The organism is Saccharopolyspora soli (assembly GCF_022678645.1).
Lineage (GTDB): Bacteria > Actinomycetota > Actinomycetes > Mycobacteriales > Pseudonocardiaceae > Saccharopolyspora > Saccharopolyspora soli.
Genome location: NZ_JALBWV010000023.1, coordinates 32,424 through 54,918, shown reverse-complemented (window position 1 = coordinate 54,918; position 22,495 = coordinate 32,424). Strand labels below are relative to the sequence as shown.

Annotated in this window: 20 protein-coding genes and 1 pseudogene; 10 read left to right on the top strand and 11 right to left on the bottom strand. The window is 66.7% G+C overall.

Annotation, left to right across the window (positions count from 1 at the left end):
• Positions 1-98: 98 nt before the first annotated feature.
• Entirely contained in the window at positions 99-944 is an 846-nt protein-coding gene (locus tag MOQ72_RS18970) for an SDR family NAD(P)-dependent oxidoreductase (RefSeq protein ID WP_242185142.1), read from the top strand.
• Positions 945-979: 35 nt separating this feature from the next.
• Here MOQ72_RS18970 and MOQ72_RS18965 read toward each other — a convergent pair whose 3' ends face one another.
• Positions 980-3,886 carry a glycosyl hydrolase gene (locus MOQ72_RS18965; protein WP_242185133.1) on the bottom strand — a complete coding sequence of 969 codons (2,907 nt, stop codon included), beginning with the start codon at positions 3,884-3,886 and terminating at the stop codon, positions 980-982.
• Positions 3,887-4,501: 615 nt separating this feature from the next.
• On the opposite strand from MOQ72_RS18965, the gene MOQ72_RS18960 reads away from it, so the two are divergent.
• A complete protein-coding gene (locus MOQ72_RS18960; RefSeq protein ID WP_242185132.1) occupies positions 4,502-5,131 on the top strand; it encodes a hypothetical protein in 630 nt (209 codons plus the stop codon).
• 87 nt (positions 5,132-5,218) lie between these two features.
• Here MOQ72_RS18960 and MOQ72_RS18955 read toward each other — a convergent pair whose 3' ends face one another.
• The 3 genes from MOQ72_RS18955 to MOQ72_RS18945 are packed head-to-tail and all read right to left on the bottom strand — an operon-like array spanning position 5,219 to position 7,808.
• On the bottom strand, positions 5,219-7,177 hold the full coding sequence (locus MOQ72_RS18955) for a glycoside hydrolase family 84 protein (protein ID WP_242185130.1): 1,959 nt from the start codon (positions 7,175-7,177) through the stop codon (positions 5,219-5,221).
• Positions 7,174-7,572, bottom strand: coding sequence for a hypothetical protein (locus MOQ72_RS18950; protein ID WP_242185128.1), 399 nt, complete (start codon positions 7,570-7,572; stop codon positions 7,174-7,176). Before MOQ72_RS18950 ends, MOQ72_RS18955 begins: the two co-directional genes overlap by 4 nt.
• Positions 7,569-7,808, bottom strand: coding sequence for a hypothetical protein (locus MOQ72_RS18945; RefSeq protein ID WP_242185127.1), 240 nt, complete (start codon positions 7,806-7,808; stop codon positions 7,569-7,571). The genes MOQ72_RS18950 and MOQ72_RS18945 overlap by 4 nt, the downstream gene beginning before the upstream one ends.
• A 284-nt stretch (positions 7,809-8,092) precedes the next feature.
• Here MOQ72_RS18945 and MOQ72_RS18940 point away from each other — a divergent pair, with 284 nt between their 5' ends.
• Both MOQ72_RS18940 and corA read left to right on the top strand, forming a co-directional pair.
• On the top strand, positions 8,093-8,557 hold the full coding sequence (locus MOQ72_RS18940) for a DUF2867 domain-containing protein (protein ID WP_242185126.1): 465 nt from the start codon (positions 8,093-8,095) through the stop codon (positions 8,555-8,557).
• Positions 8,558-8,907: 350 nt separating this feature from the next.
• Positions 8,908-9,966: a magnesium/cobalt transporter CorA gene (gene corA, locus MOQ72_RS18935; protein ID WP_242185125.1), complete on the top strand. Its 1,059-nt coding sequence runs from the start codon at positions 8,908-8,910 to the stop codon at positions 9,964-9,966.
• Positions 9,967-10,014: 48 nt separating this feature from the next.
• Here corA and MOQ72_RS18930 read toward each other — a convergent pair whose 3' ends face one another.
• Entirely contained in the window at positions 10,015-10,782 is a 768-nt protein-coding gene (locus MOQ72_RS18930) for a dioxygenase family protein (RefSeq protein WP_242185234.1), read from the bottom strand.
• Positions 10,783-11,066: 284 nt separating this feature from the next.
• Here MOQ72_RS18930 and MOQ72_RS18925 point away from each other — a divergent pair, with 284 nt between their 5' ends.
• Positions 11,067-12,560 (top strand): FGGY family carbohydrate kinase, encoded by a 1,494-nt coding sequence (locus tag MOQ72_RS18925; RefSeq protein ID WP_242185124.1) that lies wholly within the window; start codon positions 11,067-11,069, stop codon positions 12,558-12,560.
• A 144-nt stretch (positions 12,561-12,704) separates the two neighbouring features.
• Here MOQ72_RS18925 and MOQ72_RS18920 read toward each other — a convergent pair whose 3' ends face one another.
• From MOQ72_RS18920 to MOQ72_RS18910, 3 genes are all read right to left on the bottom strand, one after another.
• Positions 12,705-13,031, bottom strand: a complete 327-nt coding sequence (locus tag MOQ72_RS18920; protein WP_242185123.1) for an L-rhamnose mutarotase — start codon at positions 13,029-13,031, stop codon at positions 12,705-12,707.
• A gap of 428 nt (positions 13,032-13,459) precedes the next feature.
• A complete protein-coding gene (locus MOQ72_RS18915; RefSeq protein WP_242185122.1) occupies positions 13,460-13,861 on the bottom strand; it encodes a cupin domain-containing protein in 402 nt (133 codons plus the stop codon).
• 230 nt (positions 13,862-14,091) lie between these two features.
• Positions 14,092-15,123 carry an SDR family NAD(P)-dependent oxidoreductase gene (locus tag MOQ72_RS18910; RefSeq protein ID WP_242185121.1) on the bottom strand — a complete coding sequence of 344 codons (1,032 nt, stop codon included), beginning with the start codon at positions 15,121-15,123 and terminating at the stop codon, positions 14,092-14,094.
• 73 nt (positions 15,124-15,196) lie between these two features.
• Here MOQ72_RS18910 and MOQ72_RS45625 point away from each other — a divergent pair.
• Both MOQ72_RS45625 and MOQ72_RS45620 read left to right on the top strand, forming a co-directional pair.
• A pseudogene (locus MOQ72_RS45625) lies at positions 15,197-15,691 on the top strand (cupin domain-containing protein); the annotation flags it as partial.
• Between the two features lie 262 nt (positions 15,692-15,953).
• Positions 15,954-16,136, top strand: a complete 183-nt coding sequence (locus tag MOQ72_RS45620) for a helix-turn-helix domain-containing protein (RefSeq protein WP_372495458.1) — start codon at positions 15,954-15,956, stop codon at positions 16,134-16,136.
• A 122-nt stretch (positions 16,137-16,258) separates the two neighbouring features.
• Here MOQ72_RS45620 and MOQ72_RS18900 read toward each other — a convergent pair whose 3' ends face one another.
• Complete coding sequence (locus MOQ72_RS18900) at positions 16,259-17,002, bottom strand: MerR family transcriptional regulator (RefSeq protein WP_242185119.1); 744 nt, start codon at positions 17,000-17,002, stop codon at positions 16,259-16,261.
• Between the two features lie 290 nt (positions 17,003-17,292).
• On the opposite strand from MOQ72_RS18900, the gene MOQ72_RS18895 reads away from it, so the two are divergent.
• On the top strand, positions 17,293-18,141 hold the full coding sequence (locus tag MOQ72_RS18895) for a helix-turn-helix domain-containing GNAT family N-acetyltransferase (protein WP_242185118.1): 849 nt from the start codon (positions 17,293-17,295) through the stop codon (positions 18,139-18,141).
• 130 nt (positions 18,142-18,271) lie between these two features.
• Here the strand turns inward: MOQ72_RS18895 and MOQ72_RS18890 are convergent, their stop codons facing one another.
• Together MOQ72_RS18890 and MOQ72_RS18885 are read right to left on the bottom strand one after the other, a co-directional pair.
• Complete coding sequence (locus MOQ72_RS18890; protein WP_242185117.1) at positions 18,272-18,706, bottom strand: VOC family protein; 435 nt, start codon at positions 18,704-18,706, stop codon at positions 18,272-18,274.
• 214 nt (positions 18,707-18,920) lie between these two features.
• Positions 18,921-20,162 (bottom strand): NUDIX hydrolase, encoded by a 1,242-nt coding sequence (locus MOQ72_RS18885; protein WP_242185116.1) that lies wholly within the window; start codon positions 20,160-20,162, stop codon positions 18,921-18,923.
• A 291-nt stretch (positions 20,163-20,453) separates the two neighbouring features.
• On the opposite strand from MOQ72_RS18885, the gene MOQ72_RS18880 reads away from it, so the two are divergent.
• Positions 20,454-21,812, top strand: a complete 1,359-nt coding sequence (locus MOQ72_RS18880; protein ID WP_242185115.1) for an NAD-dependent succinate-semialdehyde dehydrogenase — start codon at positions 20,454-20,456, stop codon at positions 21,810-21,812.
• 392 nt (positions 21,813-22,204) lie between these two features.
• A complete protein-coding gene (locus MOQ72_RS18875) occupies positions 22,205-22,483 on the top strand; it encodes a hypothetical protein (RefSeq protein ID WP_242185114.1) in 279 nt (92 codons plus the stop codon).
• Positions 22,484-22,495: the final 12 nt, after the last annotated feature.

Genomic DNA, 22,495 nt, shown 5'->3' with positions numbered 1-22,495 from the left:
GAAGCCTACTGCTTCGATATCATCAAAACAAGGTGACAAGCAACATATGCAAGCAAATAGTTTGTGATGTTGTCGTCTATAAGACTACGGTGGCAACCATGACGAACTCAGCAAACACCGCCGCCGTCCGCACGTGGTTCATTACCGGCGCCACCTCCGGTATCGGTCGCGAACTCACCGCACTGGCTCTGGGGCGAGGCGACAACGTCGCCGCAGCAGCCCGCAAGGCCGATCAAATCCGCGACCTCGCCGAACGACACCCTGGCAAGCTGATCGCCATCGACACCGATGTGCGCGACGAAGCCTCCGTGCGTGCGGCCGTCGACCGGGCTGCCGCTGCCTTCGGCCGCATCGATGTGGTTGCCAACAACGCGGGCTACGGCCTGTTCGGCGCCGTCGAAGAGGCCAGCGACGTCCAGGCCCGTGCACTCTTCGACACCAACGTCTTCGGCGTCCTGAACGTCCTGCGAGCCACCCTGCCCGTGCTGCGCCAACAGAGCTCGGGACACGTTCTGCAGGGTTCCTCGTTGTACGGACAGACCGCCCATCCCGGCGTGGGATTGCTCGCCGCCAGCAAGTACGCGGTCGAAGGACTCACCGACGCGCTGGTCGCCGAACTCGCCCCGCTGGGTATCAAGGTCACCCTGATCCAGCCCGGTCCGACCTCGACCGCGTTTCTGTCCAACTTGGACCTGGCCGACGCGATCCCCAGCTACGACGAGACCGTGCGCACCACCCAGAAAGCCATCAGCGAACTGCCGCCGACGGCCTTCTCAACGCCGGTGCGCGTGGCCGAAGGCATCTTGGCCGCCGTGGACGCCGAAACTCCGCCACTGCGCTTGGCCCTGGGAACCTCCAGCGCCGCCGACATGCGCACGGCCTTGCACGCACGCCTCGCGGAGCTCGACCGCTGGGCCGACGTCTCCAACGCTGTCGACCGCTGACGACCCGTCTCGCGGAGAACACGCCAACCGCTTGGTCAGCCCTGCACTTCGACAAGGCGGACAGGGCCGAGCAGTCCGGACGGTTGCGGGGCCCATTCCTGCGGCGGCTGCTTCGTCCGCCACTGCATGTAGGCGGGGTTCGGGAGCTCGCCGCGCCGCGCGAGTGCGAGCACCCGATTCGCCGCCAGGTTCGTAACCTCGATCTGCAGCACGTTCTCGCCGGGCTCGACAGCGCCATTCACCGGGAGCCGGAACGGGATCGCCCAGGCGGTCCCGAGATCACGTCCGTTCAGCCGGACACGCGCGGTTTCCCGCACGTCGCCGAGGTCGAGCACCCAGCTTCGCCCTTCGGCTCCCGGCGGCGCCTGGAACCGCACGGTGTAGCGGGCGGTGCCGGAGAACTCCGATTCCTCGGCGTCGAGCTCGGTCCAGGAGACGAGCGATTCGAGGGTGCGCGGCTGCGGGATGCTCGGCCCACCTTCGAGGAATTCCACCGACCAGGACCCCGCCACGTCGTGCTGCTGTCCGGTCGGAACCAGCATCCGATAGTCGGGAACGTCCAGTCGCTGTCGCCGGAACGTCTTCAGGAAGAGGCTTTCTCCAGGAGCGAGCAAGACTCGGACGTGGGTTTCCCCGTTTCGCGGCTGGGATTCCGCCGCGCCACGCTCGTCCCGCAACGGATCGAGGGCGATGACCGAGGCGGCTTCGTTCCCGATGGCCCACCACCCATCCACGGCGGCGCTGGTCAGGTTCGCCAAGAAGAGGTAGTCCCCGCCGTCATGGCTTCGGCGCAGCACGTTGAGCCCCGAGTCGGCCAATGGCTCGCGGACCGCACCGGCCCCGGCCAAGCCCTGATCGAGTTCACCATCACGGGTGGCGATCACGACACTGCCCGCACCGACCTGGTGGACGCCACCGTTGCCGCGCGGCTGCGCGGTGAACTTCGACAGAAGTTCGCGCAAGCGCGCCCGACGGCTGTCCAGGTCTGCCAAACCAGGGACGTCGGTGGGCAAACCGCTGGCGAAGATGATCGTCGCACCCGCGGACGCCAGTTCGTGAAGGTGCTCAAGGGTTTCCAGCGGAATCAGCTTCGCACCGGGGACCACGACGGCCGAGTACGAGCAGTGCTCGTTCGAAACCTCGGCACTTCTCGCGGAGAACTCGCTGAGCTGCCGGTCGGACACCCAGTCGAACTGCCAGCCGCTGGTTTCCAGCGCGCTCGCGACAGCGTCGGCCCCGGTGGGATGCGGGTACATCCACGAGTTTCCGTCCCAGGTGTAATCCGGTGTCAGTTCCACTTCTTCCTCGGCGCCACCACCGCCGTCAGGACTAGCCCACAGGTCGTGCTGCGGCCAGTACACGAGCACGTCGTTGCCGTGCTTGCCGTTCTGCAGGATTGACTGGCACCGGGTGATGTAGGCGGTCAGCTCCGGCATGTGACGCCACCAGGTGTTGGCCGGGCGGAACTGGGTGCTGGCGTAGAACGACAGTCCCGGCCACGGGGCGTCCTCGGGGGAATATGTCGTGCCGTGGAACACCACGTGGTTGATCCCCGCCGCGAACAGCACGTCGACTTCGGGCTTCGCCTGGGACAACGACACGTGGTAGTGCTCATCACGCCACGTCATGGTCTCGGCTCCGACCAGCTTCCGGTCGTACAAGTGCGCCGCCGACGCCGCCATGCGCCACACCAGGGACTTCGGTGGGTGGCGGGGCTCCGCGCCGGCCCGCAGCCCTGGGATGGGGATGATCTTGCCGCCGGTGAACTCGGTCTCGGGGATGTCGGCCGCCGCGTACACGTCGAGAAGATTGGCGGGCGAGCCGTGCGCCTGGTTGCGGGTGAGCCATCCCCGGTCGGCGCTCCAATCGGCCCACTGCCGCGCGAATTTTTCGAGGAACAGGTCCGAGAAGCTCTCCCGGATGTCCGACAAGACGCGAGCGCGAGTGTCGGAGCTGTTCTGCGCGTCGAACACCTCGGCCAGGTGCGGCGTCAACGGATAACCCCGCAGGCGCGGGAACTCATCGACGATCCGGTGGGTCCAGTTCATCCGCTCCAGCTCGAAGGAGTCGTGGAACAGGGCCCGGATGCCGCGCCGTGATCGCCCGAGCGCATCGCCGAAGTGGGCCAGGTGGCGGTGGATCGCGTCGGCGTCGAAGTAGTCCGCCATCAGCCCCTTGCCGCCCGGCCCCGCCCGCTCCACCCGCTTCAGGACCCAGCCGCTGAACAGGCCGGTCAGCTGCCAGGTCCCCGGCGGCGCCGTCCAGTCCAGCTTCCGGTCCGCGCCCACCCGAGCCGTCAGGTCAACGGTGTTCCCCGTGCCGACCTCGCGGGCCACGAGCGCGGCCAGCGGCGGTTCGGGGATCGGTTCCATCGGCGGCCGAAGGTCCGGGCGGGACAGGCGTTCCTCGTCCACGAGGCCCGGGTGCGGCGGGTGGACGGTCTTGACCTCGGCGTCGAGCCGTTCGCCGGTTCGAAGCTCCCAGCGTTCGACCAGGACGCGTCCGGCGCTCTGGTTCGGGCTGATCCACGGACCCCCGAACGTCCAGCCCGACCCCGTTGTCAGATCGACTCCCAGGCCCCGGAGGTCGGCGTGCCGGATCGTGGTGTCCAGCGCATCGAGCCATTCCTGGCTCAGGTATGGGCGAATGCGGTCTTCGTAGCCTTGGGCTTCATAGATGGGTTGCACTTCGACGCCACCGAAACCGCTCCTGGCGAGTTCGTCGAGCTCGGCCCGCAACCCTTGCTCGGTCACCGCGCTGCCGTGCCACCACCAACGGGTCCACGGTCGCGTCTCCTGGTCGAAAGCAGGCCATCGCAAGTCGGGTGAATCGCCGAGGACGTCCGGGCCGGGAACCGCCGTGGCCGACGCGAGCAAGGAGCTGTTCGCGAGCGCCACACCTGCGAGTGCTCCGCCGTAGATGAATCGCCTGCGGTTGAGCATGACTTCGCACCTCCGTGATTGGCAGAACTGCGCACGTGGAAGCGGGGACGTCGAACGCGTCCGAACCCACCGGACCCGGCCGCATGCGTTTCGGCGATGTGAATTTATGAAACGTTTCATGAAATCTAGTCGGTCGCCGAGCGCGTCGTCAACGCCTGCGGCGGCCGAACTTGCGGCGGGCCAGCACCGTGCTCCCGCAACCTGTCGGGGGAGGAGACGGGACTTCGCCCGTTTGGCGTTGCGGTTGCGCCAGATCTCGGGCTCCGGCAGGCCGTGCTGCATCCATCGGGCGAGCGCGGCGACGACGAAAAGGCCCGCGTTGCTCGGACTGCTATCGATCAGGCCGAGCAACGCAACCGGTTGAAACGTTCAAGAGCTGCCCTGCGTGGATCGGGTTGCGGACCGGTGCCGATTTCGCGCGAAATCGCCATTCTCCTGAGAGGAGTTGGCGAGTTGCAGTCGGCGCCGTCATGTGAGGCGTACCACTCTCGCTGGCACGTCCCTGGGGCGGCGTTACCGCCCAGGCATTAGCTAGCTGACACCGTGGGCCATCATGAGGTGGCATCACGTTTGCGGCGTTAGCGCTCGTAGGGGCGCAGTGGGGAGGTATCTGCGATGACCGAACCGGGCCGGGCTGAAGAGTCGACAGGCGGAGAGTCAGCGGTTGGGGACAGCCCTGAGCAGCAGGACACGGACACGGCCCTGGCCAAAAGCCAGGGCGAGGCCATAAAACATGCACCGTCTGCAGAGGAGCAGCCTGCGGAGCCCACGGACACCGAAGTCGTCGACACCGAGGCCGCGGACACCTCAGCTGCCCAGCGGCGCGGGGGCAAGAAGGGCTTGCTCGTCGGTCTCGGCAGCGGTGCGCTCGCGGGCATCGTCGTCGGCCTTGCGTTTGTCGGGTTCGTCAAGCCGGACTTCCTCGTCGGACCGGGCAAACCGGACGGCAAGGCGTCGGAGGTCACCGCAGCCCTGGCCAGCAAGAACGCCGGTGGCCTGGAACAGGCCTCCTGTCGCAGTCCCGATGGAAAGCTTTCCCCGCAGCTTCCGCCGGAGGCGTTGCAGCTCATCCAGTCCGCCAAGCAGTCCGGTCCACCGCACCAGTCGCTGGACAGCGAGGCGCTGACACCCGTGGACCTCACACTCAGCGCGCAGGGCCAAACGCAGACCATTCCGGTCGACGTCGTGCTCGGCGTGACCAACGGCGAATGGTGCATGAAGGGCATCGCGCAGCGGCAGCAGTAGTCGGTCTCGTCCAGGTGCGGCTGAAGAAATCTCGACGCTGCGCTCGACGATCGGGTTGGCGGGCGAACCCGATCGTCGAGCTGGTGCTCAGCCGACGGTGGCCGCCCGCGCCTGTGCGATGAAAGTGTCGAGGACGCCGTCGCCGATCAGAGGTTGGCGGATTCCCCAGCGGTTGGTGTTGCCGGTCCGCACCGCCTTCGCCTTGCTGGTGAAGGCGTCGGCCGAGGCGGTCAACCGCTGCGCCGCCAGGCTGTCGCCGTGTGCCGCGGCCACCAGGGCGTCGAGCTGGTCGACCATGGCGCTGCCCCACAGCGTGGTGGCGTCCAGCCAGGGTCCCGCTTCGGCGACGAACGAGTCGGTTACCCGGCCGTCGCGGATCACGGCGGCCGCGTCGCGGATGCGCACGGCGTACGCGCGCAGTTCTTGTGCGGCGCGGAAGCGGTCGCCCGCTTGCCATTCGTGCCAGAACTCCGCCGCCTTCGCCGCGAGCACCGGAGCTTGCGGCTGCCACGGTGTCGAACCGAATGTCGGGGCCAGGTGTTCGAGGTCGGCGAACACCTCCAGTGCCGCGCTGGCCTGAGGATCACCGCCCGCCAGCCGAGCCAGCGCCAGCGGCCAGGAGCGTTGCGCTGCGTACCCCGCGTCGTTCCAGGCGAAGTCCGCCGCGCCGAACTCGGCGACCTCGCTGGCGGTCTCCTGGTTCATCGGGTTGGCGACGATTCCGCTCAGGTGCTCGGAAAGCCCCGCTTCCCGCTTGTCGTACGGCGCGAGAAGCAGCCGACCGGCGGACTGCTCGTAGTCGTTCACGGGGTAGTTGTCCCACAGGAAGACCTTGCGGCCGTAGACGGCCGAGACCTGCTTCGCCTCGTCGGTCGTGATGCTGGGCGGCACGACGTCCGTGCCGGTCCACTGCACGACCACCGAGGGGTCCAAGTGCTCGCGCAGTTCGGTCTTGTACGGCGAATCCGACAGGTCGCTGTACTCGGTCGGCACCGTCTGCAGCGGCCGCGCGCCCTCGTGGGTCTTGACGAAGTTCTCGGTGATCGTGTTGAGCAGCGACACCTGAGCGCGACCGGCCGCGGCCTGGCCGGGATCACCGAAGGCGGCCTGGTCGCCGTCGCAGTTCCACTTCGTGTACGAGATGTCGTCGAACGGCAGCGAGAACGACCGGACGCCGAGGTCGTAAACCGCCTGGAACTTCGCGATCACGGCGGCCACATCTGCCGGGGAGGAGAAGCAGATCGACACACCGGGCGAAAGCGCGTAGGTGAACTCGACGTGGTGGGCGCCCGCGGTTCGGACGAGGTCGCCGAGTGTGGCCAGCTCCTCCGGCGGATACGGATCACGCCACTGGTCCCGCAGGTACACGTCGTCCTTGGCGCTGTAGATGTAGGCGTTGGCCTTCACCTCGCCGAGGAACGCGAGCTGCCGCAGCCGATCGGCGGTTGTCCACGGTGGACCGTAGAAGCCTTCGATCGAGCCGCGCAGACCCATGTTCGGCCAGTCCCGCACTCCCGCGCCGCCGATGGCCCAGCGTTGACCGGACCGCACGAACAGCTGGCGCAGGGTTTGCACCCCGTAGTACTGGCCAGCCGCGTCACGGCCGCCAATAGCCAGCTCGGCCGCCTGCGGGGAGAGCGCGGTGCGCAGGACGTACCCCTCGGCCTGGTCGGGAACGGTCAGCTCACCGAGGACGCGGGTGACGTCGGCGCGCTCGGGGTCGCCGAGCCGGACGATCAGCCGGTGGCCGAGACCCGCTTCCTCGCCCGGCGCGACCGTGGTCACCGCGTCCGCACCATGCTGCCGCAGCAGCGATGTGAGCAGGTCCGATGCCGCCGCATCGGTGTGCTCGTCGGTCACGACCACCACCTGGTCGGGCAAGGGCACGTCCGACGAGACGCGATTGATGGACTGCGGCGTCGGGGCAACCGGCGGCAGCGGCGTGGTTGCGGTCGCGGGCGGGATGGTCACCAGGGCGGTTAGAACGGCTCCGGCCGCGACGACAGTGGCCAACCGGCGGAGCCGGGTCTGGACGGACGAGATCATCGGAATCTTCCTGTCGTCAGCTCGTCGATCGGTCCGTACTCGGTGAACAGCTCGTAGAGCTGGTTGAGGTAGTAGGCGTTGTAGTCGTCCTCGCGGACGGTGAACCGGGGGAACTCCCCGGATGCGAGCGCGGCCACCCGATCATCGTTCGGTACCAGGGTGGGGATGGTGCGTTCGGTGACCGCGCTGCCCGAGCCGTACCGGCCCTGACCAGACGGGGAGAGCGCCCGGTCTTCGTAGGTCGCCTGCTCCTCGATCGTGAGCGGCTCGCCCGCTGCGATCTTGTCCTCGATCCGCTGGACCTCCTGGGCGAAGAACTCGGCTGGCAACTCGGCACCATCGGCGGGCGAGAGGTACACGCCGACCTTCAGCCCCGCTTCCCGCGCGGAGGTCACGTAGTCCCGCAGGATGTCACCGCGAGGATTGCCGCAGGCGACGTCGCGGACCTGCCAGAAAGCCGGCGGGTCGTGCCCCCGATCGCGCCTGTCTCGCTCGGCGGCGCGGCGATGCTGCCGAGCCCCATCACCAGCGTTCCGGCGAGCAGAAGTCCCCGCCGTGCGAAGATCGGCACCTGGTCCTCCTGATGCAGTTTTCCGGCCACACGCGTGCCACCAGCGATGACCTTGTGCACCGTAGGTCGACGAGGGTGCGTCGTCTAGACCTATTCGATCGAATGCTCCACCGCCGCCCGCGGGCACCTGCCAACCCGCCTGGACGGGAACCGCGAGCACGCAATTCGGCGGAGCCACGCGATCCGCCACCCGTCGTGCACGCTCATCGCGAACCTCGCCGAAGCGCGAAACCTGCTGCGTCTGAATGCGGAACGGAAGCGGCACATCGGAATGGCGGCTTGCTGAGCCGAAAGAAGCGCGGCAGCTCCTCGGGCTCTGCGCGAATCCGCTACCGTCAACCGCCGTGGGCATCGTCAGTTTGGTTCCCGTCAGCGACGAAATCCGTTCCTATTCGTCACTGAACAGCGTCGATTATGCGGACGCCTTTCAGATGGCGGTCCCCAGCGCGGATCATCGAAGTGCCGAGGAATGGTTGCGGGAGATCTTCGAGTCGCTGCCCGTACCCGCGCGGATGGGCTTGCGGCTCGCATGGCGGGCGATCAGTGTCCGACTCGGCCCGTTCCCATCGACCGAGTACGTGCTCGGCTGGGAGATCGAGGACAGCGAGACCTCCAGCGCCCGCCTCGGGACTGCGGGATGGATTGGTGTCCGAGCAAATCTCGTGCTGCGTACCGATGCCGCGGTGCTCACGTTCGCCACTCTCCTCGAATACCGCCGCCCCGCGGGCCGAGTCATGTGGTTTTCCGTGCGCCCGATCCACCTGCGGATCGTACGTTTCCTGTTGTCGCGAACGGCTGTCCGCGCATGAATCCCGACGCCTGCGGTACCGCTCGGTGGGCGGTGCTGGGGACGTTCGCGCCACCGGGTGTTCGTTGCTCTTGGGGCAGCGGTTGCCGTGATCCTGGCGGGGCCCGCGGTCGGAGGTAGTCTGGATGGGTTCCGTACGAGGCTGGGCGCAAAGGGGGTGGGGCCGCGATGAGCAGCCAACCTCCTAGTTATTGCTGATCGTGCTCGTCCCGGCCGTTCTGGTGGCTGATGCTCGTGTCCGTCGTCCTCGTTCGGAGGTGTCTTGTGCCTGAGTGGCGTCCGCGTGTGCTGCGTCCGTCCAAGCGTGCTCGGTCGGTTGATGATCAGCGTGCTGCCTCGCCCGAGAAGTCGATGGAGCCGCGCTCCGATTCCGAGGTGCCGTTGGCGGACCGGCCGCTGGTCGATACCGGGATCTATCGCGACGGTCGCCGGGTGGCGACCCCGTCCAGCCTCGCCGAGACCTACCGGTACCTGCCCGGTGCGGAGGGCACCATGGCTTGGATCGGGCTTTACCGGCCAGCCGAGGAGGAGCTGCTGGCCGCCGCCGAGGAGTTCGGCCTGCACAAGCTCGCAGTGGAGGACGCGATCGTCGCCCACCAGCGTCCCAAGATCGAGCGCTACGGCGAGACGCTGTTCGTGGTGCTGCGCGCGGCCCGGTACCTGGACGAGGCCGAGGAGGTCAGCTTCAGCGAGCTGCACCTGTTCATCGGCCCGAACTTCGTGCTCACCGTCCGGCACGGCCAGGCGCCGGACCTGGCGGCGGTGCGGCGGCGGATGGAAGCCGACCCGGAACTGCTTCGGCGCGGCCCGGAGGCGGTGCTGTATGCGCTGCTGGACAACGTCGTGGACGGCTACGCGCCGGTGATCGCGGGTCTGCAGAACGACATCGACGAGATCGAGACCGAGGTCTTCGGTGCTGATCCGCACGTGTCGCGGCGGATCTACGAGTTGTCGCGGGAGGTCATCGAGTTCCAGCGGGCGACTCGTCCGCTGCTGGGGATCCTGCGCAGCTTGGAGGCGGGTTTCGAGAAGTACGGCATCGACGAGGAGCTGCAGCGGTACCTGCGGGACGTGGCCGACCACGCCACCACTGTCGCGGAGCGGGCGGACGGGTTCCGGCAATTGCTGGACAACATCCTCACGGTCAACGCCACGCTGGTCACCCAGGCGCAGAACGAGGAAATGAAGAAGATGACCGAGGCCAGCTTGGCGCAGAACGAGGAGATCAAGAAGATCTCCGCGTGGGCGGCGATCCTGTTCGCCCCGACCCTGATCGGCACCGTGTACGGGATGAACTTCGATTTCATGCCCGAACTGCACTGGGGCATCGGCTACCCCTTCGCCCTCGTCCTGATGCTGGCGGTCTGCCTCGGCCTGTACGCGGTCTTCAAACGCCGCAACTGGCTGTGACCCGGTCCAGAGCCACACCACCACAGCGGATCGTCCCGAGTCAGTGCATCAGCCGAATTGGACCGACCGCTTCGCGAGTCCGTGCCAGTAGCCTTCGATCACCGCTCGGGGTTGATCACCTCGATCAAGGCTCGCGCCGAGGGACACGAACAGCGGAACGAGGTGGTCGCTCGTCGGGTGTGCCAGCCGGGCGGCTGGGGCCTTGTTCTCGAAGTCGATCAGCGAGTCGACGTCGCGCTCGGCAATTACCCGGCGGCCCCAGTCGTCGAACTCGCTCGACCACGCCTGGGCAGCGGCATCCCGGTCCGACCGGTCCATGCCGGACAGGTTGTGCGTGAAGAAACCGCTGCCGATGATCAACACGCCCTCGTCGCGCAGCGGCGCGAGCTTACCGCCCAGGCGCAGCAACTCCTCGGGGGCGAGGGTCGGCATGGAGATCTGCAGCACCGGGATGTCGGCGTCCGGGTACATCTCGGCCAACGGCACGTACGCGCCGTGGTCCAGTCCGCGCACCGGGTCGTCGCGCAGTGGCGTACCGGTCGACCGCAGCAGCCCGCGCACCTTCGCGGCGAGCTGCGGCGCGCCGGGTGCTTCGTAGGTGACCTGGTAGAACCGCTCGGGGAAGCCCCAGAAGTCGTACACCAGCGGCGCGGTGGTGGTCGCGCCGAGCGTCAGCGGTGCCTCCTCCCAGTGGGCCGAGATGATCAGGATTGCCGTTGGCCTCGGCAGTTCTGCCGACCAGTCGGTGAGTTCGCCCTTCCAGCGCTGGTCATCCGCCAGTCTTGGGGAGCCGTGGCTGAGGTAGACAACGGGCATGCTGGTCACGTCGCCCTCCATAGTTGAGGCTTCAATAAAAGTGACGACGCTGCCACGCCACGGGATATTCCCCGGCCTTTCGCGCACGCGTCAGTGGCCGCGGGGAACACCCAACACGGCCACCTGCAAGGCTGGCCTGGGGGAGTTCCCTTGCGGAGGATCACGCAGTGCACGCTGCGAGATTCGCACCTGGCCGGTCACCGACATCGGGCTCCACGGCGGCGTCCAACTGGTTCTTGGAGGCAGATGATGGTCGGTAAGTTCGTCCGGAAGGCCTATCGATCATGACGGCCGTGATCATCGGGGTCGACGTAGGAACGACATCAGTCAAGGTCGCCGCTTTTTCCCCGCAGGGGCAACTGATTCGAGTCGAGCGGACCGGCATCGCCGTATCCCGCCCCCGTTCGGGCTGGGCCGAACAGGATGCGCTCGACTGGTGGCGCGGGTGCGTGCGCGGGATCGAAGCCGTCATTTCGGACCTGCCAGGGGTCCAGGTCCGTTCGATCGGTGTCGTCGGACAGGTCAACACCCACCTCTTCGTTGACGAGCACCTGCAGCCGCTCGCGCCAGCGATCCTCTGGCAGGATCAGCGGTGCCGGGAAATCGCGATCGAGCAGGACGCCGGATTCACGGTCGATGAGAAGATCCGCGCTTGGGGTCGGCCGATGACCTTCGACGCGTCCTTCGCACCGGCGCGTGCCGCATGGTTTGACCGAAACCAGCCGGAGAAGTGGCAACGCACGCGGTGGATGCTCGGCCCGAAGGACTTCGTCGTGGCGAAGCTGACCGGAAAGATCGCGACAGACCAGCTTTCCGTCGTCCGGCTGACCAACCGTGACGGGAATTCGTATGTACCGCAGGCCGTCGGATTGGTCGACGGACTAGCGGACCGACTCCCTCCCATCCACGATCTCACGGCACCTTTGGGCGAAGTGACGGATACAACTGTCACCACGGGTGCGGCGACGGTATCGGCTGGAGCAACCGACAGCGTCGGTGACATCGTCGGGTCCGGATCCGCGGTGCCCGGTCGTGCGATGGTCTCCTGCGGGACTTCGCTGGTTGTCGCCGGTGTGTCCTCGGGTCCGGCGCAGAGCAGTCGGATCCTCAGCCTTCCCCCGCTCTGGGGGGCGCACGTGCACGCGGGGCCGACCCGGGCCGCAGGTGACGCGTTGCGCTGGTGGAGCCAGGTTCGCGGGGACAGCATCGAAGCCGTGTTGCGGGAGGCACAACATGTCGAGGCTGGATCTTCGGGTGTGGTTTTCACGCCCCACCTGATGGGACAGCGCGCACCGCTGTGGGACTCCGAAGTGCGGGGCAGCTTCCTCGGTCTGAGTTCCGCGACGTCCGGCGCGGAGATGTCCAGGGCTGTGCTGGAGGGCGTCGCGATGTCGGCCCGGCAGGTGCTCGATGCCGTGGAAAGCGCGGTCGGCTGGGAATTCGATTCACTCGCGTTCGTCGGCGGCGGAGCGCGCAGCGACCTGTGGGCCCAGATCCACGCCGACGTGCTCGGCCGTCCCATCCGCCGCCTACGGGTATCCGACGCGGCCGGTTTCGGTGCCGCCCTGTTGGGTGCGGTGAGCGCGGGCGTGTATCCCGACATCGAGACCGCTACCACTGCGGTCCGGGTTGAACGCGTTTTCACGCCACACGAGACGGCGCATAGCCGTCTCCAGCCGCTGTATGCCGTTTACCAGGAGGTTTATCGCGCGCTCGAGGAAGCGCACCGGCAGTTGGCCGACTGGCGCGATCGACCTGCTGCTCCTCCTTCGGCCTGATGGCACGACTGATGTGCCGGACGTCCCAACGCAGCGATCGCGATCCCGTCCGATGTGGAATTTGCAGGAGCTCAGCGAACGGTCGCGAGCAGCGGCAGGGGTCACCGCCGGGTCTGGTCGAGCGATCGGGTCGGCTGGTGCCTGTCAGCGTCCGTCGAGGTGGAAGATCTCCTCGATCGGCTGCATGGCGGCGTCCGGCGCGGAATCGCCGTTCCCGGTGAAGAACTCGCTCATCTCGGTCTGCCAGCGGGCGTTGACCTCCGTGGCGGCCATCGCCGCCCGGCAAGCCTCGAAGTCCTCGCATTCCAGGTAGCCGATCAACATCCCGTCCGGGCGGAGGAACAACGAGTAGTTCTGCCACCCGGCCTCGGACAGCGCGCGGCGCATCTCCGACCACACGTGGCGGTGCCGTTCCCGGTACTCGTCGATTCGATCCGGCTTGACCTGCAGGACGAAGCAGATTCGGGGCATCAGGTCTCCTGGTTCGGTCGATGCGGGAAGCGATCACGGTGTCGACACGAGAAGGGCGACAATTCGACTCGATGAATCGTTTCAATAACATACCGTATGGCGAACGCTTCGCCGACGTCAAGACGACTGGCTGAAACTGGCCGAACCTCGTGAACTGCTGGAACGTGGGTTTTGCCCGCCCTCCGCGAAGTTTTCGCTTCTTCGCTTTGGCACAACGATTCCCAAGGTGCGGTTTATATCGTTTCACTCCGTCCGTTCAAGACGCTGAACGCCCCTCGATCCAGTCGGCCGACGCTTTCCCCATGCGGCCCGCGCAGTTCTTTCGGACGCCAATGATGTCCCCAGATTTCCCGCTGAGCAGAAGGCACTTCCTCGGTGGCGTGTCCGCAGAAGATTTTTCGTTGCCAGATCGGCCTTGCGCGGGAGCGTCAAGCCTGTTTCGCGTAGTCGCTGGCGGCATACCAGTCGATGAGGATCACATCGTCGTTGCCGACAACCCAGGCGTCGTGGCCTTGCGGCAGGGAGCTGACCGAGCCAGGTCCCGCGTCGAATTCGGTGCCGTCGGACATCTGGACATGGATCGTTCCGCCGACGTGATATTGGAAGTGCGGGGCTTCGCACCATTCGGTGCCGACGATGGGCTTGACGTGCTGGCTCCATTGCCAGCCGGGGTGCAGCACCAAGCGTCCGATGGCGCCGCCCGCCATGTTCAGCACCTCGATGCGCCCGTGTTCGAACTCGCGGACCTCGTCTGGTTCGTCGAATGATCGGCATTCAACGCTCTGCGCGTGCTGTGTGGTCATCTTCTGCTCCTTGGTGGCATCCAACACGACTGCGGTTTCTCGTCGGGAGACAGCCGACCGGAGGTTTGGGCCCTTTCGGGTCGGGCGCGGCGTACCCGGAGGAATACGCCAGCAAACATCGATGCGATCTACGGGACTTGACAATTCATCCGGCGTCGAAAAGGTTCGGGCGTATCCGAGTGCGATGCATCCGGATACGCCCCGTTCGACGACCTGCTGACTCGCTCAGCGCTTCGCGTCGTGATGGCGGCGAGGTTTTACGCATTGAGCAGTCGCTCGCTCAGCTCCCAGAGCTGTTTTGCCGATTCCGGGTCGATCGCGTGCGGTACGACGTCGGACGGGATGTCTTGCTCGGCACCGAAGTTGATGGGTTTCGGGGTGTCCAGCGGTGAGATGTCGTTGTCCTTCAGGTAGACACCGCCGATCTCGGCGAGCAGCGGGCTGGTCGCGGCGAACACGCTGGTGCTGGCCCCTTGTTGCGGCGTCTTCATCTCGCGGTCGGGATCGATGATCTGCCGACCGGAATCGTCGATCAGTCCCATGGCCCGCAGTTCGTCGTCGCTCAGCCAAGGCGTCCGCTCCTCGCCCTCGGCCAGCCAGGGCCCGAGGTTCGTGCCTTGCACGATGCCTGGGTGCACGGCGTAGCCGCGGATTCCGTCTTCGGCCCATCGACGGTCCAGCTCGACCGCGAACAGGACGTTGGCGGTCTTGGATTGGCCGTATCCGAGCAAGCCCATGGCGTCGTAGCCGGTGGTGAAGTGCGGGTCGTCCCAGCGGATGTCGGACAGGCGGTTGCCACCGGAGGTCAAGTTGACGACTCTGGCACCGTGCGCGGCGCGCAGCGCGGGCAGCAAGCCCAGGGTCAGCTGGAAGTGGCCGAGATGGTTGGTCGCGAATTGCGCTTCGTAGCCGCGAGCGTCCCGGACCAAGTCGCCGCCCATGATGCCAGCGTTGTTGATGAGGATGTGGAGCGGGCGGCCGGAGTCGAGGTAGCGGGCCGCGAAGGCGTCGATCGAGGCCGGGTCGAGGAGGTCCAGCTGACTGGTCTCGACACGCTCGATCCCGGCCAGCGCGGAAGCGGCGCGGTCCGGGTTGCGCGCGGCCACGGTGACGGATGCGCCAGCCTTGCTGAGTGCACGGGTGGTCTCCAGGCCGATCCCGTGGTGGCCCCCGGTGATGACGACGTTGGTGCAGGACAGGTCGATGCCCTGGAGCACCTCGTCGGCGGTCGATGCGGCGGTGAAGCCGGATCCGATGGGGCGTTGCTGGTGCGCCGTGTTCTGAGTCATGGTGTCAGACTGCGGCCAGCCGTCCGTACTCTGAATAGTTGTGAGTCCGCATTTCTTGCGCGATAGTACGAACATGGTCGATCAACTGTCCGAGGTGTTCGACCTCGTTGAGATCCGCGGACTCCTGACCGGCGGGTTCGCGGTGCGGGGCCCGTGGGTGTCGAGTGCCGTCGTGCAGGACCCGCTGAAGCTCATCGCGGTGGTGTGCGGCCGGGCCCGGCTGACCACCGACGGCATCGACGGTCCGATCGAGCTTGAGGCGGGCGACGTCGCGATCCTGAACAACCGGTCGTGGCTGGAGCTCGGTGGCGGCACCGGCGACGGCCCGCCCCGCGAGATCATCCCCGAGGAGAACGATCCCGCCACTCGCCTCATCGGAGCCGACAGCGGTACCGACGACGTCGTCATCGGCGGCCGCGTCGACCTCAACCCGGCCGGTCAGGCACTGCTGCTGCAGGCGCTCCCGCCGGTCGGACACGTCCGGGCCTCGGCCGCCACCGCGACCAACCTGCGCGGCAGTCTTGACCGGCTGTTAGACGAGGTGGCCGGTAACCGGATCGGCTCGGCGTTCGCGATCCGGCAGCATGGCCAGCTCCTGCTGCTCGAAGTGCTGCGGGCCTATGTCGAGCAGGCACAACTGCCCTCGGGATGGCTACGGGTGCTGACCGACGAACGACTGCGTCCGGCGCTGACCCTGATGCACACCGAACCGGGAAGAGCCTGGCGGCTGGAGGAGTTGGCGCGTGCCGCGGCGATGTCGCGGACGTCGTTCGCCGAACGCTTCCGGATGGTGGCAGGCATGCCGCCGCTGGCCTACCTCAACCTGGCGGATGCTGCTGGCGCAGCGCGCTCTCCGGGACGGCGACGTGGGCGTCGGATCACTTGCGGTGGAACTGGGGTACTCCTCGGAAAGTGCTTTCAGCAATGCGTTCAAACGCGAGGTGGGAGAGTCCCCGTTGCGCTACCGATACCGGGTGCGCGAGGAACAACGAAGCTTCCGGGTCGGGGTCTGACCTCCCTGCTCATGAAGGCTGACGTCGCACGCTGCGCGCAATGGCAGCCATGTCGAGGAAGCCGTCCGCGTCGGCGTGCGAGGCGCTGGCGGCAGTGGTTGATTCATGTCGTTTCCTTGCGGTCAGGCGGGGTTGGCGCGTGGTGTTTCGCGGAGGAGTGGCGGCAGGCGGCGCAGGACGTCGATCTGGGCGGGGCTGTAGAGGTCCTGGAGGGCCTTGCTGAGCGTTCGCGAGGCGAAGTGCGAGCCTCCCGGAGCGTCGGCGTCGATGTCCCGCAGCCCGGGGTGCTGTGCGTAGAGCGCGCGGACGTAGTCGGCCAAGCGCTCGGCCACGTCCTGGCGGGTCTGTTCGTCGGCGTCGGCGGGCAGGTCGTCGAACTCGGACGCCGCGGGGTGGGCGGGGAAGTTCTGCAGCATGTCGGCGTATGCCTGCAGTCCTCGGGGGCCGAGGACTCTGGTCAGGACGACGACGAATGAGCGGTCGGCGTCGGACAGTTCCGCTTTGGCGGCGGCTGGGGCGAATTCGGGTGGGAGGTCGGTTGGCGCGGATTGGCGCAGGATGAGGCCGAGTTCGACGCGGACCCGTTGAAGTCGTTCGATGGTGGCGGCGAGTTCGGCGTCGAGGGTGCGCAGGGCTTCCTCCGGGTGGTCGTCGGCGTCGCCCATGGCGGCGATCTGGGACAGGGAGAACCCGAGGTCGGTCAGGCGCTTGATGCGCAGCAGGCGGACGAGGTGGGCGACCCCGTACTGCTTGTAGCCGTTGGCGCGCCGCTCGGGCTCGTCGAGCAGCCCGACCTCGTGGTAGTGCCGCACCGCCCGCAGGCTCGTGCCAGCGAGCTCGGCGATCTCACGAGTACTCCACGCCACAACCGTCACCTCCGTCGATGGATACCAGTCGAAACTGTGCCGCAGCGGCATGGTCAAGCGCAGTCGCGCCAGCAGCCGCGAAAGTGGTGTGGATCACCCTGACCAACCTGCACACCCCACCCGAAAACACCTGCTGCGCCCTCTGAGGAGACCTGCTTGGTATCGGCGCCGGGTGTGGGCCGCGGTCATGACCGGATGACCTCGGCTTCGATGAGGCTCGATCAAGACGACGTGAATGTATCGACGCGGATCGATTGACGCAACCATCGATTCGTGTCGATACTCGTGGCATGACGACGACGGCTCCCGAGACGCCCGAAACGCAGCTGCTGTCGGCCGAGACCGCGGCGACCTACGCCGAATGGTTCGCCTGCCTCGCCGAACCCATGCGCGTCCGACTCCTGCACGCCGTGGCCGCCGCGGGCTCGACCACCGTGGGGGCCTTGACCGAGCAGTTGGGCATCAGCCAGTCCACCTGCTCCCACCACCTGCGCAAGCTCGCCGACGTCGGGTTCATGGTGCTGTCCAAGCGGGGAACCGCCACCAGAGTCTCGGTGAACACCGCCTGCTGCACCGGGCTGCCGCACGCCGCGGAGGCCGTGATGGGCATGTTGGCCCGCCCCCGCTGCCCGACCGACCTGCCCGATGACGTCACCGTCCGCGCACTGCGCTCCGAGGACTGGTCTGCGGTGCGGCGGATCTACGCCGAGGGCATCGCCACCGGCAACGCCACCTTCGAAACCGAGGTACCAACCCGGAAAAGCCTGGAAGCCAAGTGGATTCCGAAGCACCGCTGGGTCGCCGAAATCGACGGCGAGATCGCCGGTTGGGCCGCCGTCGCCCCGGTGTCCAACCGGGAATGCTACGCCGGAGTCGGCGAAACCTCGGTCTACGTCGGCGAAGGCTTCCGCGGCCGCGGCGTGGGCAAAGCGCTGCTGCACAAGCAGGTCACCGCGGCTGACACCGGCGGTCTGTGGACCCTGCAAACCTCGATTTTCCCGGAGAACCGCGCCAGCCTCGCCCTGCACTACTCCGCCGGATACCGCACCGTCGGCCTCCGCGAACGCATCGCCCAACACCAAAGCGCCTGGCGCGACACAGTCTTCCTGGAACGCCGCCGCGCCCGCGACGACAACTAGGGCGTATCCTCCCATGTGCGCGGTGAGGCGCGCTGCGTGATCCGGCGTCTGCGCCACAGCGCCCTGACAGGTCGGGGGCGGTTCTTCGTCCTGGTCCATGGGGACAGAACGAAGACACGTTCGCGGCCCCTCAGTCGAGGCAGAACTCGTTGCCTTCGATGTCCTGCATCACGATGCACGACTCGTTGACCCCATCGGCACGCAGTAGTCGCACGCGTACCGCGCCGAGCGCGACCAGTCGTGCGCACTCGGCCTCGAGTGTGGCGAGGCGCTGTTCACCCACGAGCCCGGTGCCGACCCGCACGTCAAGATGCAGCCGATTCTTGACGCCCTTGCCTTCGGGGACGCGCTGGAAGAACAGTCGCGGGCCCACACCTGAGGGATCAATGCAGGCGAACGCTGAACCCTGACGCTCAGGCGGCAGCGAGCGATCGAAATCGTCCCAAGTAGCAAACCCCTCCGGTGGCGGCGGTACGACGTACCCCAACACCTCGCACCAGAAACGAGCGACGCGCTCAGGTTCTGCGCAGTCGAAGGTGACTTGGAACTGCTTGACCGACGCCATCGGTCCACCATAGTGGCGCGTGCTGTTCACCGAGACCCCGGATGTCATCGCCGCGCGGGTCGAGGTCTCGCGTGACATGAGTTGGTGACGCGCTGGGCCGGTTCGCATCCGGTCGTTGAATCTCGCCAGATTCAGTGAGGCTGCGCCGCCTTCGATGAGACGGGACACCGCGTGGCCTACCCGATGTGGGAGACACGCCCTAACGCAACGCGAGTTAGGTCGCAGGTGATTCGTGGAGTTGGTGGAGCGCTGCGGCGCGGATGGCGAGCATGAGCGGGAGCGAACCGACGTCTCGTGCCGTGTCCGGGAGGCTCGGGGCGTCGAGGATGTGGGCACCGGCGCGGAGTTCTCCGCCCAGCGCACTGAAGTCAATTTCCAGAGCGGTGACATCGGAGCTGTACAGGCGTTCCGCGCCTCGTGGTGCCGTGTGGCGGGCTTCGTCGCTCGACACCGAAAGCGCGGTCAGACCGAAGAACTCCGGTTTGGCGCCGCGCTCCAGCCAGCGTGCGAACCCCGTTATCCTGGTGCCCGCAACGGAATCCGGGCTCAGACCGGTTTCCTCGCGAAGTTCGCGTTCCATGCCCGTTCGCAGGACGTCGTCCAGCGTGCTGCGAACGCCACCGCTGGGCTGAACGAGGTCGCGCGGTTCCAGCGAGCCGCTTCCGGACGGCGCCAGCAGCAGCGGGCTGGCCGTGTTGCGATCGGACTGGCTCACCAGCAACAGCCGACCATCGGTCGTGATCGCCAACGTGGAAATTCCCACCACATCTGCGAGTTCGCTGGCGGCCAGGGTGCGGATCCGGCCGGAGGCGTCGGCTAGGAGCCGCCGACGCGGGTCGAAGTCCTCACCTGTCTCGCGGTTGGTGATGCGCATCGCGCACAGCTCGTTGGAGCACTGGAAGTCGAAGAAACGGGTGCGGTGCAGATGGATCTCGGCGCTTCCGACGCCGGGCAGCGGGTCGGAGTGCATGCCCACCACGGGGCCGTTGAACAGCAGCCGTCCCCGAGCGCGGATGGGAAGTACGTGCGGGGCGGTGGCGCGCAGGACCGGCGGTAACCGGTAGGGCTCGTCGGCCAGCCGCACGGTGAAGGTCCGCTCCTGCAAGGTCCGGTCGATCTCGTCGCCGTGCAGCGCGGTGCCGCGGTTGGGCAGGTAGCTGTACTCCGCCTTTGGGTAGGCGGCTGGAGCGGGGATCTCCTGGTGCGGGAACGGCGCGGCGATCAGCGAGAACTCGTAGGAGGACCACCGCTTCCGCAGGTTGTGCAGGTCACGTATGAAGGTGGCGGTGCCGAGCACCAAGGCGATGATCGACACCACGATGCCCACGGCGCTGGGCAGGATGGTGATCGCGCCGAGCAGTACGCCGAGGGCCGACACCAGAACGGGCCATTCGCGGACGGCCATGAACCACGTGTAGTCGGCCCTGGATCGCGCCCGGCGTATCAGCTTGCGCAACCACCGCTCCCGAAGATCGATTTTCGGAACGCCGACCACAGTACGACAGCCGCGCTCATCGCGGACTGGTTCGAGCGGAATCGTCCTGCTCGCAGCGCTACGAGACCTTCGCCGCCAGCGTTCTTTGTGGTCCAGACCATTGAGGTGCCGGGCTCGCTGCGACTTCCGGTCTCGTGCGGTTGCCGGTCGGGCTGGTGCTTGATCTCGACGCGGCGAGTGTATGCAGTATACACTCGCGGCTGATGGTGTTGCCTCAGGCGCCGTACCGAAGGGACGGAGGCTCACGCACTCATGTACTCAGTCACTGACCCAGCCACGGGTGAACTGATCGAGGAGCTGGCGAACACGACCGACGAGGAGGTTCGGGCAGCGATCGATCGCGTCCACCGCGGGTACTCATCGTGGCGGCGTCGGCCGGTCGCTGAACGCGCGGAGATCGTGTTGCGCGCGGCGGAGTTGTTCTCCGAACGGGCTGAAGACCTTGCCGCGATCATGACGTTGGAGATGGGCAAGCGGATCAACGAAGGCCTCGGCGAGGTCGGCGTCGTCGTCGACATCTTCGAGTACTACGCGAACAACGGTCCGGCGCTGCTGGCGGACGAGCCACTGGCGCTCAAGAGCGGCAAGGCGGCCATCGCCAAGGAGCCGATCGGCGCGCTGCTCGGCGTCATGCCGTGGAACTTCCCGTGCTACCAGGTCGCCAGATTCGTGGCGCCGAACCTCGTGCTCGGCAACACGATCCTGCTCAAGCACGCCTCGATCTGCCCGCGGTCGGCGGCCGCGATCGAGGAGATACTGCACGACGCTGGAGTGCCCGAGGACGCGTACGTGAACGTCTTCGCGTCCAGCAAGCAAATCCCGTGGGTGCTCGCGGACCCGCGCATCAAGGGTGTGTCGCTGACCGGCAGCGAGCAAGCAGGCATCTCCGTCGCCGCCGAGGCGGGGAAGAACCTGAAGAGATGTGTCCTGGAGTTGGGCGGATCCGACCCGCTGATCGTGCTGGACACCGACGACATGGATGAGACCGTCAAGGCCACCGCCACGGCCCGGATGCGCAACTGCGGCCAGTCGTGCAACGCGCCGAAGCGGATGATCGTGATGGCCGACATCTACGAGGAATTCGTCGATCGGCTGACCAAACGCGTCGCGGAGTACTACGTGCCCGGCGACCCTGCGGACCCCGCGACGACGTTGCCGCCGCTGGCGTCCATCGCAGCGGCCGACGAGGTAGCCGCTCAAGTCGAGACCGCGGTGCGGCAGGGCGCGACGCTGCGCACCGGTGGAAACCGAATCGGGCCTGGCGCCTACCTGGAAGCCACCGTCCTGACCGATGTGACACCGGAGATGAACGCCTACTACGAGGAGATCTTCGGTCCGGTCGTCATGGTTTTCCGCGCGGAGACCGAGGATGAGGCGATCGCGATCGCCAACGATTCGCCGTTCGGGTTGGGCGCCAGCGTGTTCGGCACCGACCCGGACCGGGGGCGCCGCGTCGCCGACCGGATCGAGGCGGGCATGGTGTACCTGAACAAGTCAGGTGGATCCGTGGCCGACCTGCCGTTCGGAGGCATCAAGCGCTCCGGTATGGGCCGGGAACTCGGTCCGCTCGGCATCGAAGAATTCATGAACAAGAAAGCCATCCGCTTGTAGTCAGCCTCGACGAGGTCTGCTGCGGATGGTGTGCACTGGTGGATCGTCAAGCTACGTTGATCATGTAGCCGGGCTTTCGAATGGCTGAGTTGCCAGTGGAATGCGGCACCGCGTAGTAGCGCAACTCGGTCGGGTAGCTCCGGCGCCGTGCGGCGCCGGAGCTCCTGGTGCAGGAGTATCGAGGCGCACCCCTCCGGGCACACTTGCATATCGCATTGCCTTCCGGCAGCAGAACAAGCTGGATGTTCGTTGCGTGGCAATGAGTCCTTCCATTCGGAATGCGTGCCTGGTCCCGGCGACAGCTTCCCGCGGAGTGGTCAACTTGACGACTAGCTGGCCCAACCTTCTGGATCGCGAAGCCGACAGTGAGCACGTACTGAGCGGGAGGTCTCATGGCGAAGGTTCAAGATACCGCGAAGAACGTTCAAGCTAGAGCGAAGAAGCTCGTCAAGCGGTTGCGTTTCTGGCTGCGCGTAGTCGGGTTGGTGTTCGCTGCGTTCCTCGTCGCCGTGGTCGTGGTCGCGGTGGTCATCGCGCAGGACCCGTCCCGTGCCGCCAACGGGGTCAACGGGGTTCTTTCCGCTCTCGACGACGGGGCCAAGGCTGTCCTGCATGCGCCTATCGTCTTCTTCCAAGCCTTGCACAGCTTCGTTGATCAAGTGCTCAACTGACGTCAGCCAGCC